Raw genomic sequence first — 12,922 nt, forward strand, 5'->3', positions numbered from 1 at the left:
GTAGTTAACGATTGGACGCTGATGGGGCGCGCGGAGTTGGTTGGCGTCACATCCATCCAATACGACAAAGGAGCAGCAATGACTGAAGAAAATAAAGGTGAGTGGAACGGCGGCCAGTCTGCGCGCTCCGGTGACGACGCAGGTGCGGATGCCGGAATCAACACGGCGCCGCAGTACTTGTCACCGTCTGGGACCGGTGTTTCCGCGGATTCATCGAATGCAAGTGGATCTGCAGCGTTCGATGATGCCAGCACCGCTCCCACCGAAGTGCTCAATGCTGGCTATGGCTCCAATGATGTGAATGTTGACAATGGCGGTTCGCTCACCAGTTTTGATTCGGCAGGCACCCCTGCCTCGGGTGATTCCCCGACCGAACCCATTGCTGCGCCTGCTGCGCAACCTGATGCTGCAACTTCTGCCGAGACTCCTGCTGCTGCGTCTGCCCCGGCCCCCGTGCAAGAGCCTGAAAGCAATAACCCTCATGAGAATCCGTACAGCCCGGCCCCGGAATATGGCGCGTACGGTCCTGTGCCGGTTTCGGTTGACCGTCCCAGCGACGAAGCCCCGACCTCTCAGACCGCGCAGTGGGGTGGCTATGCGGGTGGTGCAGGTGCGCAGAGCCCCAATAATGTTGCTGGTCAGGCCGGCAACTTCAACGGTGCCGGCTTTGGAGGTCCAGGCGCTCCCGGCGGCCCGATGAACGGCGGAAACAATGGTTTCGGTGGCTACGGTTCCGGTCAGCCGCGCATGCACGCCAACATCATCACCGCCATCGTCACAGCTGTGGTGACCGCGGCGCTTTGCTTGGGCATCATGTTCGCCGCCATTTCCAACGGATGGATCAGTGTGCCTAGTGCCGGATCGATGTCCGGCATAGCTTCCAACAAGTCCGGCTCCGGCTCGGCCACCGTCAAGGGCGGTCAGGCTCCCGACTGGGTTGCGGTTTCGCAAAAGGTGTCCGACTCGGTGGTGTCCATCACCACGCAGGCGAGCCAAGGTATCGCCAAGGGTTCCGGTGCTGTGATCGACGACAAGGGTCACGTCATCACCAACAATCACGTGGTTTCTGGCGGCAAGAATATCCAAATCACGCTTTCCAACGGACAGATGTACACCGCGACCATCGTTGGTTCCGACAACACCACCGATCTTGCGGTTTTGCAGATTCAGAACGCTCCCAGTGACCTCAAGCCCATCGAATTCGGTGATTCCAGCAAGCTTGCGGTAGGTGAGGACGTGATGGCAGTTGGCAACCCGCTTGGCTATGACGACACCGCGACCACCGGCATCGTTTCGGCGCTTAACCGCCCGGTCTCGGTGATGGACGACAACAATTCCGAGATCGTGACCAACGCCGTGCAGATCGACGCCGCCATCAATCCCGGCAACTCCGGCGGGCCGACGTTCAACGTGGCCGGCCAGGTCATCGGCATCAACTCTTCAATCGCCTCGGCATCCTCGACCTCAGGCCAGGCGGGCTCCATCGGCATTGGTTTCGCGATTCCCTCAAACCTCGTCAAGCGAGTGGCTGATGAGATCGTCGCCAAGGGTTCCGTTGAGCATGCGATGCTCGGTGTGACCATCAAGTCGGCGACTGCTGAAGCGGACGGCATCACCCGCGGCGGTGCGCAGGTCACCGCTGCAGCAGGCGGTTCTGCGGTTGTTTCCGGAAGTCCTGCGGATAAGGCCGGCATCAAGACCGACGACACCATCGTGGCGTTCAACGACCAAGCGGTTGGCAGCAGTGCTGCCCTCCTCGGCTACGTCCGCGCGGCGAGCCTCGGCGACCAGGTGAAGCTCACTCTTGTTCGCGGCGGCAAGACGATGGACGTCGATGTCACGCTCGACCAGAAGGAAAGTGACGTCAAGGGTGGCAACCGCTCCGAAAAGCTGAAGCCAAAGCAGCGCGGGAACGGTAACGGTCAGCAGGATCAGCAAGGACAGGGCGAGGATGGCGACGGAGATGACGGTGGCCTCTTCGATCCCTTCGGCCTCTGGTAAAGAAGTGCAGTAAACAGAAATCCGGCGCCCCAGCGACGCCGGATTTTCTGTATGCCAGCAGAGTGCGCGTGCTGCGGCCTGTTGTATGTGGGGGGGGGCTGGAAGGGCTCTTGGTGTGTCGTTGTGCTTCGTTGCGCGGCCATGCGGGAAGTCTTCGGCGTGAGGTTGGTAGTTTGTTGTGTTTTAAGTGGTGCTGGTTTGTTCTTCGCGCCGTCGGTGGGGCGGGTTAAAATAGGCCCATTATCTTTACGCCGTGTATCGGGGGCTTGGCCGCCGGTGGGTTAACAAGGCGTGACCGACTTGCTTGGTTGCGCGTGTTGTGTGGCCTGGCAGCACACGCGCAAGGAGAATTATGCGAATCTTCCGCAGGTTTGTCGGCATTTGCCGGCAGGTGCCGATGCTTCCCATCACCATCTTGGCTGCAATTCCTGTGGCATTGCTGTGGAACTATCGGCCGTGGCTCAACGGTGTTGTGGCGCTGAATGTCCGCAATTTTGTGGCTCAGGCACCGAGTGCAACGGCATGGCATATCGGGCCATTCGTGTTCAATCCTTCTGTCGGTCAGCTCATTGTGGTGCTGCTCGTTGCATATTCGGTGTTCGACTCCGTCAAGGGCATGGTTGCTTCGCTTAAGGCCGGGCATGTGGGCATTGATGTGCTTGCGATTCTTGCGCTGCTTTCGACGGTGGGTGTGCAGGAATATTGGGCCAGCTGGGCTGTGGTGCTGATGATCTGGTCGGGCGAGGCCATTGAAGACTTCGCGCAGACCAAGGCTGAGAGCAATCTGAGCGCGTTGGTCGCCGCCGCTCCGCAGATGGCGCATATATCGGATTTGCCCGCAGCTGATGCGGCGAAGCGTTCCGCTGAAGGTTTCCGCGCGACATCCGCGGCGGCCTTGTCGGGCTCGGGCGCGCGTGAGTTGCAGGGTGACATCGATGCAATTGACGCGAAGGATTGCACTTGTGAGCTTGCTTCCGTCGCCAGCAACGACAACAGACCGGCGCGCGCGAACTCTTCGCCGGCGCATTCGCTGGGCAGGCATACGTTTATCGGCGGATCGTTGTCGCGTGGCGTGTGGGCCGGTAATTCCTTGGGTGCTGAAGATGGGCAGTTGGCTTACGGTGCTCGGTTCGGCAAAGCTGCCTTGACGGACCAAACCGGTCAAGCTGCTCAAGGGTCGCAAGACGACCAAGTTGCTCAGGCCGTTCAGGGTACTCTGGTCACTCAAGGTGCTCAGACCGCGCAGGGCGCGCATTTCCACACCGTTCCGGTCAATCAGGTGAAGCTAGGCGATGTGCTGATGGTGCTGCCCGGAGAGACGATTCCGGTCGACGGCAAGCTTCTCAGCGGCACGGCTACCCTCGACCTGAGTGCCATCAACGGTGAGCCTTTGCCGCGCAAGGTATTTGCCGGCGCTCGCGTGATGTCCGGGGCGATTAACGGCTCGGCGATGATCGTAATTCGCGCCACCCAGCTGGCGGAGGACTCGCAGTATCAGCAGACCCTGCAGCTTGTTGATTCGGCACGCTCCTCGCGCGCGCCGGTGGTGAAAACCGCCGACATACTTGCGGTGCCGTTCACCATCATTTCCCTTGTCATTGGCGTGATTGCGTGGATTGTTTCCGGTACGCCGGAACGGTTCGCGCAGGTGCTGGTGCTGGCCACTCCGTGCCCATTGCTCATCGCGGCTCCCGTGGCCTACATGGCCGGCACCGGGCGGCTCGCGAAGGTCGGTATCCTGACGAAAACACAGGAAGTGCTGGAAAATCTGGGCAAGGTTTCGCATATGTTCTTCGACAAGACGGGCACGCTGACGGTCACCAAGCCGCAGGTCGTTCGGGTCGATGTGCCCTCGGGTGTGCGGGGCGAGCTTACGGAACGTTTGAATGTGATGGCCGGTTTGCAGGAACGTTCCGCAGGCGCAGGTTCGGTTGCGCAGGACTCGAGGGCCGATGTAAACGCTGGCGCTGGCATGGACAGGGACGCAAACGCAGCCCAGGCGGGTGAACTCGCCGGAGCTGGTGCCGCAGACGGACCTGCGGCCGCGCGCCGACTTGAGAAAGTGATTGTGGAACTTGCGGCTGTGGTGGAGACCTACTCCGTACACATCCTCGCGCAGGGCATTGTGGCGGCCGGGGTTGCCGCGTCGAAGCAGCTGCACCATGGCCGGGCCGCGTTCCCGGTGGTCGAGCGCGTGCATGAGGACGCGGGCAATGGTGTGCAGGGTGAGGTTGAGGGGCATACGGTTCGTGTGGGACGGTTGGGCTTTGTGGCGACGGCCGGCGAGACATTCCCCGAGGTGCAGTTCGAGCCGCGTGCCGCCGATGAGATGGCCGCGTATGTTTCGTTTGACGGGATTCTTGCCGCGCGTATCGTGTTGCGTGACGTGCCTCGCAGCAACGCCCGAGAATCTTTGCAGCGCTTGCGTTCCATGGGTATCGGCAAGGTGACGATGCTCACCGGTGATTCGCCCGATTCCGCCGACGCGATCGCGTCTGAGGTCGGTATTGACGACGTTCGCGCCGGCTTGCTTCCGCAGGACAAGGTGGCTGCCGTCAAAGCCGTTGCGGGAGAAGGGTTGGCGCACTCCTCGAAGATTGAATCGCTACTCAGTCGGCTTTCCGGCCAGCCCGCGCCACATCCCATTTCCGTGATGGTCGGCGACGGTGTGAACGACGCTCCCGTTTTGGCTGCGGCCGATATTGGCATCGCCATGACGGACGGCACCTCCACGGCCGCCTCGCAAACCGCCCAGGTGGTCATCATGAATGACGACATCGCCGATGTGCCCAAGGCCGTTTCCATCGCTCACCAGACCAAGCGCACGATGCTGCAGGCGGTGGTTGCCGGCCTTACTCTTGCTCTGGTTTGCATGGTCGTCGCCGCGTTCAACCTCATACCCGTAGTGGTCGGCGCGTTCATGCAGGAGGCGATTGACGTCGTTTCGATTCTCTGGGCGCTCACCGCGTTGCGCGATCGCGAGGATCGGTAGGTTCGTCCGAAACGCCGGTATAGACGTGCCGGTAGGCTAGCAACGGCGGAATAACGCGAATCTCGGGAGGTTAGTATGCCTGGAATTGTTCTGATTGGTGCCCAATGGGGAGACGAAGGCAAGGGCAAAGCGACTGATCTCATCGGTACCAAGGTGGATTATGTCGCGCGCTTCAACGGCGGCAACAACGCAGGCCACACGGTGGTGGTTGGTGATGAAACGTATGCCCTGCACCTGCTTCCCAGCGGCATTGTGAACAGCAACGTTACGCCGGTTATCGGCAACGGCGTGGTGATCGACCCCGAGGTGCTGTTCGAGGAGATTGACGGGCTTGAGGCGCGCGGCGTGGATTGCTCGAACCTAAAGGTCAGCGAATCCGCTCACGTCATTACTTCTTATCATCGCATCATCGACAAGGTGACCGAGCGCTTCCTCGGCAAGCACAAGATCGGCACCACGGGTCGCGGCATCGGCCCGGCTTACGCTGACAAGATCAACCGCGTCGGTATTCGCGTGCATGATTTGTTTGATGCTGAACACCTGCACGACAAGGTTGAATCGAGCCTGCACCAGAAGAATCAGATGCTCGTCAAGCTTTACAACCAGCATCCGGTTGAAGTCGACGAGACCACTGACGAGCTGCTCAAGCTTGGCGAGCGGTTGAGGCCGTACGTCGCCAACACGTCGCTGCTGCTCAACAAGGCGCTCGACGAGGGGCAGACGGTGCTGTTCGAAGGTGGCCAGGCCACGATGCTTGACGTCGATCACGGCACTTATCCGTTCGTCACCTCTTCCAATCCGACCGCCGGCGGTGCCTGCACCGGCACGGGTGTGGGTCCGACGAAGATCGACCGCGTCATCGGCGTGGCCAAGGCATATGTCACCCGCGTGGGCGAAGGCCCGTTCCCGACTGAATTGATGGATGAATCCGGCGAATGGCTGCGTGCGCAGGGTCACGAGTTCGGCGTGACCACCGGCCGTCCGCGTCGCTGTGGCTGGTTCGATGCCGTCGTCACCCGTTATGCCTCGCAGGTCAACGGTTTGACTGATATCGTGCTCACCAAACTCGATGTGCTCACCGGCCTCAACGAAATTCCGATCTGCGTTGCCTACGAGGTCGACAACGGCGACGGAACCAGCACGCGCTACGACGACATGCCTATCGATCAGGTCGCGTTCGCCAACGCCAAGCCGATTTACGAAACGATGCCTGGCTGGACCGAGGACATCTCGAAAATCCATAAGTTCGAAGACCTGCCGGCCAACACCCAGGCCTACGTCAAGCGACTTGAGGAGATCTCCGGCTGCCGCATCTCCGCCATCGGCACCGGCCCCCAACGCGACCACATCATCGAAATTCATTCCCTAGTCGACTAATCAACAACCCCACGTTTCGGGCCCGCCCGCCATTCTCGATGGTGAGCGGGCCCAATCGTTATTGCGCCCCATGCTTGCGGATTCAGTGCATGCGGAAACTCGTTCGTCATTGCATGCGATTAATTGTGCGCAGCAGAAAACCGTGGGATACACGTTACAGCTTTTGCTCTACCGCTGCCAGCGTGTCGAGCACGTCCTTCTGAGCAACTGCAAAATCTATGCGCTCCTCAGCGCGAAAACAACCGCATTGCTCATACGGTCGTACTCGTTCTGGTAATCAGCAGTGCGTTCGTTGATGTCATGGGCGAGGGTGTTCAAATCACTCACCGTAAGATTGATGTCTTCCATTAGCAATCGAAGATTCCCGATTTCTTCCTCGGACAGTACCTGCTCTCGCGTCTCGGGCTCATGCTGCAGAATTGTGGATATGTCAAACAAATCTTTGGCCCTCAAGCTGTTTTCTTGTTCCTTCGCCCTCGGTAATGGTGTTTTCGTGTACAAACAGGTCGATATCCTGCGAGGCACGGGTGGTTAATCTGTGCGCAATTAACGCTTGTCCACCGCGCAACGCGATTCGTCCGGCAAACTTGTCTATTGAAAAGAGTGCCGCCAGGGTCCTCTCGATGATTTCCTGTTTGGTTAACTCGTTGCTTGCCATTGTTCCTATAACCCTTTGGGGTAGTAGATTCCGATATTCGCATCAAATGCGGGGTTACGCATGCTTTTTTCGAGATAGCTGTTCAGCTGTTTTGTCTCAGGGGTCAACCGCTGCCGCACCAAATCTTTCTGCTGTTCGGTATAGCCTGTGCGATCCATATAAAACAGGATGTTTTTTCCGTAGGGCAGCGAGTATCCGCCTTTCTCAACCAGCTGCATCATCCGAAGTACTTTCAGCCGGTCCTTGGCTGCGTGGAATGCAGCCATAACTTCCTGTGTGCCACCTGCGTAGTTCGGTTTGATGACGCATTCGATCAACGTTTTTTCTATACTGCTTAGGGCGATTCCGGAAGGGGCATGAGGTTCCGAGATTTTGGTGATTCCGTTATCTATTGCTGCTGATTTTTCCAGAAGATAGACCTCACGCATCTTCCCTTCGTAATTGAACGTGTATATGTTCTTCGTTGTTTTGACCGAGGCCGCGAACGCCTCATCTACCTGCGATTGAGACAGCTTTTCGGCTTCATGAAAGGCCTTCGACTTGGTTGCTTTCTTTTTGATATACAGGGGTTTCGGGACGTTCAATGTCAGATTTTGCAAATACAGGGCCGAATAGTGCGATACATATGTGTGCGGAGAGAGGGAAAGCGCTATGGCGTAAGGTGAAACCTGTTCATGTCGAGGAACCAGTCTGGTTATCGTTTTTGCGAAATCCCGCCGGAAACCATTTGGTTTCGGCGGGATTTCGTTATCTTATGTTGGACGCAAATTACTTGGTTGCTTGATTTGGTAGTGACGGATTACCAAGCGTCCCGTGTTCTACGCAAGCGGCGCATTTACCACAGCCCGATAAGCTTCCACCATAGGGTGCCGATGCCGGCATAGACAGCGAGATTAACAAGGCTGACGACAAAACCGACCTGCCACCATTGCTTTTGGCTGATGTAGCCGGTCGAGTAGTAGATGGACGCGGTGCCGGTGCCGTAATGGGTCATGCCGGGGGAGATGCAGGTCAGCAGGCCGAGCAGCATGGTTGCCACGATCGGCGGTACTCCGAGGGAGACCAGAATGAGCGCGAAGGGGATGAAGAACGCCTGCACGTGTACGAGCACGCTGGTGAGCAGGTAGTGCACATACAGATACAGCAGAATGATTGCGATGATGGCAAGCCAGGCTGGAATGCCTGAAATGGCGGAAGTGAGCACGCTCTTAATCCAACCGATTACACCGGTCTGATTCAGGTATTCCGTCACGCCGATCAGTGGTGCAAGCCAGAGCAGGATGTTCCATCCCTGTTTTTCGGCGAATACGTCGTCAAGACTGATGATGCGAAGGATGAGCAGGGCTGTCAGACCGACCATCGCAATCAGTGTGTTATCAAGCTTGGTGATCGAGGAAGTGGCCCAGAGGGCGACAACCACAACGAACACGGCAATCATCAGGTATTCGTTCAAAGCCATTTTCGGCATTTTCTTGAGTTCGTCTCGCGCGGCGGCACGCACAACAGATAGGTTGGCGCTTTGGCTTTGCGGGCGGTGTATGAAGAGGATGACGACGGGCATGATCACCGCGGCGAGCAACGTTGGCATGCTTGCGTACTCGAACCACTGGAGCCACGAGATTGAGATGTGGAATGTGCTGTTGGCCATACTGGCAATCAACGGATTGGTTGCCATTGAAGTAAGGAAAAGGCCGCCGATAATCAGGTTCAGATGGAATGTGGTAAGGGTCAAATAGGAGCTGACGGAACGTTTGCTCGGGTCTTTCGGCTCGTTCAGCGCCTCGACCAGCGACTGGTTGATGGGGAAGAGAATACCGGCGCCGCGCGCGTTGGTGTTAGGGATGACCGGTGCCAGAATCAAGTCGCAGACGGCCATGACGTAGGCCAATGCGAGCGGGCTGCGGCCGAAGTGTGCAATGAGCCAGTAGGCCATGCGGGCGCCAAGGTTGGTCTTGCGGAAACCGATGGCCATGAAGAAGGCGAACAGCACAAGCCAGACCGGAGCCGATCCGAAGAACGAGATCAGCGTGGCGGAGGGCATCGTGGCGGTCAGGCCAAGCAGCGACATCATCGCCAGCGAAAGAATCGAAAGCGGGGCGACGTTGAACACGCAGCCCGCGAGGAAGAACAGGACGATTGCAAAACTGTGCCAGCCGACGGTCTTCACGCCTGCCGGAGCGGGTGTGAACCACATGAAGATGAGTCCTACGCAACACAGTAGGAACAGGACAAACGGAATTTTTTTCTTGGTAAGTACTGAAGACATGACGGCGGTTCACGGTCCTTTCAAAGCATGGCGTAACGTACTGCTGTGGTTATTTGGAGTATAACGATGAAGTCGCGTTTCGTCGTCGCGTCCACCATGGGGCGATCGGGATCCACGTCCAATCTCAAAGTATATGCCACAAAATGTGGGTGAGAATAGATAACGAAGACGGTTATGTCTAAAGCAAATCACTCGATTTGCATATTGCTGTCCCTTGCCGTGACCATAAATGTGATGTTCCATTGTTGCGGTGCCCCGCACCAAGGAAACCAAGCCCGATGCTGAGTAACGATCATTCGTGTGAATTGCGTCACATAGCGTTTTGCTGCCCCGGCTTGATGGAAGTGCAGAAACGTCGGTATATATGTTGGCAGCATTTGACGGCAACTTATCGGGGTGGGCTACCGGCGCTCGCGCGCGGCCAGTGTAACGGTTGAAACGCTGGTGAGTTCGTTGCTCAGACGCACCTCGACCCGCCATGTCTGTAACGATTTACCGACATGTTCGGGGGTTGCGGTGGCAATTAAGGTTCCTGACGTAACCGGCCGGAAATGATGCGTGCTGATGCTTACACCGACGGCCACATGAGAAGCGTCGAGCCGCGACATGGCGCCCAAGCTGGCGGCCTCCTCGGCCAACGCCGCGTTGACGCCTCCGTGAAGAACGCCGAAAGGCTGCAACACGTTTTCGGTGACGGACAGGGATAGAACCACCTTCGTCTCGGAGACTTCCTGCCGTCTGATTCCAAGATAAGCTGCAAGCGACATGACGCGGAACCTCACTCCCAAAAGTGTTCGCGCAGCCCCGGTGGGTCTTCGCGTTTCTATACAGCATAGCGTGCGGTGGATGATGTAGTGTTGAATTCATGCAAAAGCCAGGGGGAGGGCAATGACCGACAACCATGCTTTTCAGGTCGTCAAACAGTACGACGAAATACTGTTCGACAGGTCTGACCACATCGCCAAAATCACCATCAATCGTTCGGAAAAGCGTAACGCGTTCACTCCCAAAACGATCGAGGAGCTGATTGATGCTTTCACCATCTGCCGTGACGATGCGACCATAGGGGTGATTATCTTCACGGGCGCGGGCGATCTTGCCTTCTCGTCGGGAGGGGACCAAGGAGTGCGGGGCAACGGCGGGTATGTGGGCGGCGACCATGTGCCACGTCTCAATGTACTTGACCTGCAGCATCTCATCCGCATCATTCCGAAGCCAGTCATTGCGATGGTCAAGGGTTGGTCGGTTGGTGGCGGCAATGTGCTGCAGCTGGTTTGCGATCTCACCATCGCCGCCGACAACGCCAAATTCGGACAGACCGGCCCGAAAGTCGGCAGCTTTGACGCCGGTTATGGCTCCGGTCTCCTGGCGGATGTCATCGGTCAGAAGCGGGCGAAGGAAGTCTGGTTCCTCGGTCATTTCTACAGCGCTGAGGAAGCGTTGCAAATGGGTTGGATCAACAAGGTCGTTCCGCTGGCGGATATCGAGGAGGAAACCCTCAAATGGTGCGACGAATTGCTGATGAAATCCCCGACGGCCCTACGCTTCATCAAGGCTTCGATGAACGCTGCCACCGACGGTCTTGCCGGTTTGCAGCAGCTGGGCGGCGACGCGACGATGCTCTTCTATACCAGCGAGGAAGCGAAGGAGGGGCGTGACGCTTTCAATCAAAAGCGTGAGCCTGATTTCGATCAATTCCCGAGATTCCCGTGATCGATCGATGACATGTTCCGTGTTTGCGAGTGAAACGTGGCTGACGAATAGGCAAGCCTGAAGGCAGGATGTGGTCGTGTGGCCAATCGGAGGAATGCGGCGTGGATAACTGGGTGCTGAAGCGAGCGAAGCTTACGCCGGAGCGTACGGCGGTGTACGACGGCCGGACGCGTTATACGTTCGCTGAAGTTTTCGAGCGGACTCAGGAGCTTGGCTCCGCACTTGAACGGCTTGGGGTGTTCAGGACGCAGAACGTGGCGATGCTCGCGGACAATACCATTCGAGGATATCTGTTGTCGGTCACGTTGCTGCTGTATGGCAAGACCGTGGTATGGCTCAATAAACGTCTGACGGACGGCGAGCTGCAAGGTCAGATGTGCGATGCGCGCGTCGAATGCTGTCTTAAGGACGACAGTCTCTCCGAGCGGCTGTCGGTTGCTTCGCAAGCTGACACCGAGGTTCGTGTCATTGGGTTTGATGAGATATTCGCTGAAGCGGGTATGGACGAATGTGGGCTGGCGGTGGTCGGCGATGGTTCGAGCGAGGGCGGTCCTGGTTCCGATAGCGAGGCAAAAGTCCGATGCGGTGTACCCGTTGCGACGATTCCGCGTGAGTTTGACGAAGAGCAAACGGTGAGTATCATGTTCACCTCAGGCTCTACCGGAGCTGCGAAGGGCGTGCGTCAGACGATTCGTAATCATTTCGTCTCGGCAACCGGCGTTGCTCTGAATCTGGGTTCCGACCCGAGCGATGAATGGCTTTGCGCTGTTCCCATTTTCCATATCAGTGGTTATTCCATCATTCTTCGGGGCCTTATTTTCGGTGTTACCGTGCGCCTGATGGATCATTTTGATGCTTCCGAGATGGAACGCATCCTCACCGATGAGCCGGTGACATGGGTTTCCGTGGTGCCCACGATGCTCAAACAACTGGTTTCCGAGCATGAGCGTGGCGTCGCTTCGAATACGGGATACTCGTCGTCGTTCAAGGGTTTCATTCTAGGTGGCGAGAAGAGCGATGCTTCGCTGTTGCAGCGCTGTGCAAAGTTGGGTATGGTTGTGGTGCGCACCTACGGGATGACTGAAACCTGTTCACAGATCGTCGGTACCGCTATCGCCGACGGTCCGCGCAAACCGTTCTGCAGCGGCAAACCCTACTTCACCACCTCGCTGAAATTCGACGAATCGACCGGCGAGATACTGGTCAAAACCGGTGCGCTCACGCCGGGCTACGTCAACAGTTCCGGTGCATTTGAATCCAAGAAAACCGCCGACGGATGGTATCGCACAGGAGATGTCGGCCATTTCGATGACGACGGATACCTCTATGTCGATGGCCGACTCGACAACATGCTGATTTCCGGCGGCGAGCACGTGTTCCCCGAAGAAATCGAGCGCGTATATGATGACTGCCCATATGTCGATGAGATCGCCGTGACGGCCGAATCTGACGAGACATGGGGCGAGGTGCCGGTGGCGTATGTGGTTGCCGGCGACGATGAGTCGCTAACGGATCGATTGCGCGAGTTCGGGCGTGCCCGGCTTCCGCACCACAAGGTGCCGCGCCGCTTCTATCGCGTCGAATCGTTGCCCCGCACAAGTACCGGCAAGATTCGCCGTTTTCTGCTTGGTTGATAAGGAGTCCATACAGATCTTGCCCTTGCTGTTGTGTCCTATCGAAGAAAGTGTTGATGCAGGCGGCAAACAAAGATCGACAGCGGACTATCTTCACAATGTTCCGACGGTGATTCGTCTCAAATGTGTGTTCGATTATTGGACGGGGTCGTGGGCTGCACGTTGGACGCCGCTAGAATGAATCTTCAACGGGACAAAATCCCTTTCGATCATGAGCCGATTTTCTACGCCGGGGGCGCCGATAGTCCAGCCGGCACTATCTATAACAAATGATGCAAGGA

Annotated in this window: 10 protein-coding genes; 5 read left to right on the forward strand and 5 right to left on the reverse strand. The window is 57.5% G+C overall.

The features are described from left to right. The first annotated feature begins 78 nt into the window (after positions 1–78). The 3 genes from GA0061077_RS05915 (at position 79) to GA0061077_RS05925 (ending at position 6,370) form a co-directional block, all read left to right on the forward strand. The gene (locus GA0061077_RS05915; protein WP_091848163.1) at positions 79–2,001 is read left to right on the forward strand and encodes a S1C family serine protease; all 1,923 of its coding nucleotides are present in this window, start codon (positions 79–81) and stop codon (positions 1,999–2,001) included. Between the two features lie 352 nt (positions 2,002–2,353). Next, positions 2,354–4,993: an HAD-IC family P-type ATPase gene (locus GA0061077_RS05920; protein ID WP_234696541.1), complete on the forward strand. Its 2,640-nt coding sequence runs from the start codon at positions 2,354–2,356 to the stop codon at positions 4,991–4,993. 75 nt (positions 4,994–5,068) lie between these two features. Further along, a complete protein-coding gene (locus GA0061077_RS05925) occupies positions 5,069–6,370 on the forward strand; it encodes an adenylosuccinate synthase (protein WP_091848025.1) in 1,302 nt (433 codons plus the stop codon). Positions 6,371–6,586: 216 nt separating this feature from the next. Here GA0061077_RS05925 and GA0061077_RS05930 read toward each other — a convergent pair whose 3' ends face one another. The 5 genes from GA0061077_RS05930 to GA0061077_RS05950 form a co-directional block, all read right to left on the reverse strand. Then, positions 6,587–6,823 (reverse strand): hypothetical protein, encoded by a 237-nt coding sequence (locus GA0061077_RS05930; protein WP_159426925.1) that lies wholly within the window; start codon positions 6,821–6,823, stop codon positions 6,587–6,589. Then, positions 6,801–7,028, reverse strand: a complete 228-nt coding sequence (locus GA0061077_RS05935; RefSeq protein ID WP_091848027.1) for a nucleotidyl transferase AbiEii/AbiGii toxin family protein — start codon at positions 7,026–7,028, stop codon at positions 6,801–6,803. The genes GA0061077_RS05930 and GA0061077_RS05935 overlap by 23 nt, the downstream gene beginning before the upstream one ends. Before the next feature lie 5 nt (positions 7,029–7,033). Continuing rightward, a complete protein-coding gene (locus GA0061077_RS05940) occupies positions 7,034–7,612 on the reverse strand; it encodes a hypothetical protein (RefSeq protein WP_091848028.1) in 579 nt (192 codons plus the stop codon). Between the two features lie 251 nt (positions 7,613–7,863). After that, complete coding sequence (locus GA0061077_RS05945; protein WP_091848029.1) at positions 7,864–9,294, reverse strand: DASS family sodium-coupled anion symporter; 1,431 nt, start codon at positions 9,292–9,294, stop codon at positions 7,864–7,866. A gap of 401 nt (positions 9,295–9,695) precedes the next feature. Further along, positions 9,696–10,061 carry a PaaI family thioesterase gene (locus GA0061077_RS05950; protein ID WP_091848030.1) on the reverse strand — a complete coding sequence of 122 codons (366 nt, stop codon included), beginning with the start codon at positions 10,059–10,061 and terminating at the stop codon, positions 9,696–9,698. 121 nt (positions 10,062–10,182) lie between these two features. Here GA0061077_RS05950 and menB point away from each other — a divergent pair, with 121 nt between their 5' ends. Both menB and menE read left to right on the forward strand, forming a co-directional pair. Further along, a complete protein-coding gene (menB, locus tag GA0061077_RS05955) occupies positions 10,183–11,007 on the forward strand; it encodes a 1,4-dihydroxy-2-naphthoyl-CoA synthase (protein ID WP_091848031.1) in 825 nt (274 codons plus the stop codon). 101 nt (positions 11,008–11,108) lie between these two features. Beyond that, a complete protein-coding gene (gene menE, locus GA0061077_RS05960) occupies positions 11,109–12,641 on the forward strand; it encodes an o-succinylbenzoate--CoA ligase (RefSeq protein ID WP_159426926.1) in 1,533 nt (510 codons plus the stop codon). Positions 12,642–12,922: the final 281 nt, after the last annotated feature.

It is taken from the genome of Bifidobacterium commune, assembly GCF_900094885.1.
GTDB lineage: Bacteria > Actinomycetota > Actinomycetes > Actinomycetales > Bifidobacteriaceae > Bifidobacterium > Bifidobacterium commune.

What these genes read in the sequence shown, in the direction of transcription:
- GA0061077_RS05950 (WP_091848030.1), bottom strand. Translation starts at nt 10,061, where the DNA reads ATGTCGCTTGCAGCTTATCTTGGAATCAGACGGCAGGAAGTCTCCGAG.
- GA0061077_RS05915 (WP_091848163.1), top strand. Translation starts at nt 79, where the DNA reads ATGACTGAAGAAAATAAAGGTGAGTGGAACGGCGGCCAGTCTGCGCGC.
- GA0061077_RS05945 (WP_091848029.1), bottom strand. Translation starts at nt 9,294, where the DNA reads ATGTCTTCAGTACTTACCAAGAAAAAAATTCCGTTTGTCCTGTTCCTA.
- GA0061077_RS05925 (WP_091848025.1), top strand. Translation starts at nt 5,069, where the DNA reads ATGCCTGGAATTGTTCTGATTGGTGCCCAATGGGGAGACGAAGGCAAG.
- GA0061077_RS05935 (WP_091848027.1), bottom strand. Translation starts at nt 7,028, where the DNA reads ATGGCAAGCAACGAGTTAACCAAACAGGAAATCATCGAGAGGACCCTG.
- menB (WP_091848031.1), top strand. Translation starts at nt 10,183, where the DNA reads ATGACCGACAACCATGCTTTTCAGGTCGTCAAACAGTACGACGAAATA.
- GA0061077_RS05920 (WP_234696541.1), top strand. Translation starts at nt 2,354, where the DNA reads ATGCGAATCTTCCGCAGGTTTGTCGGCATTTGCCGGCAGGTGCCGATG.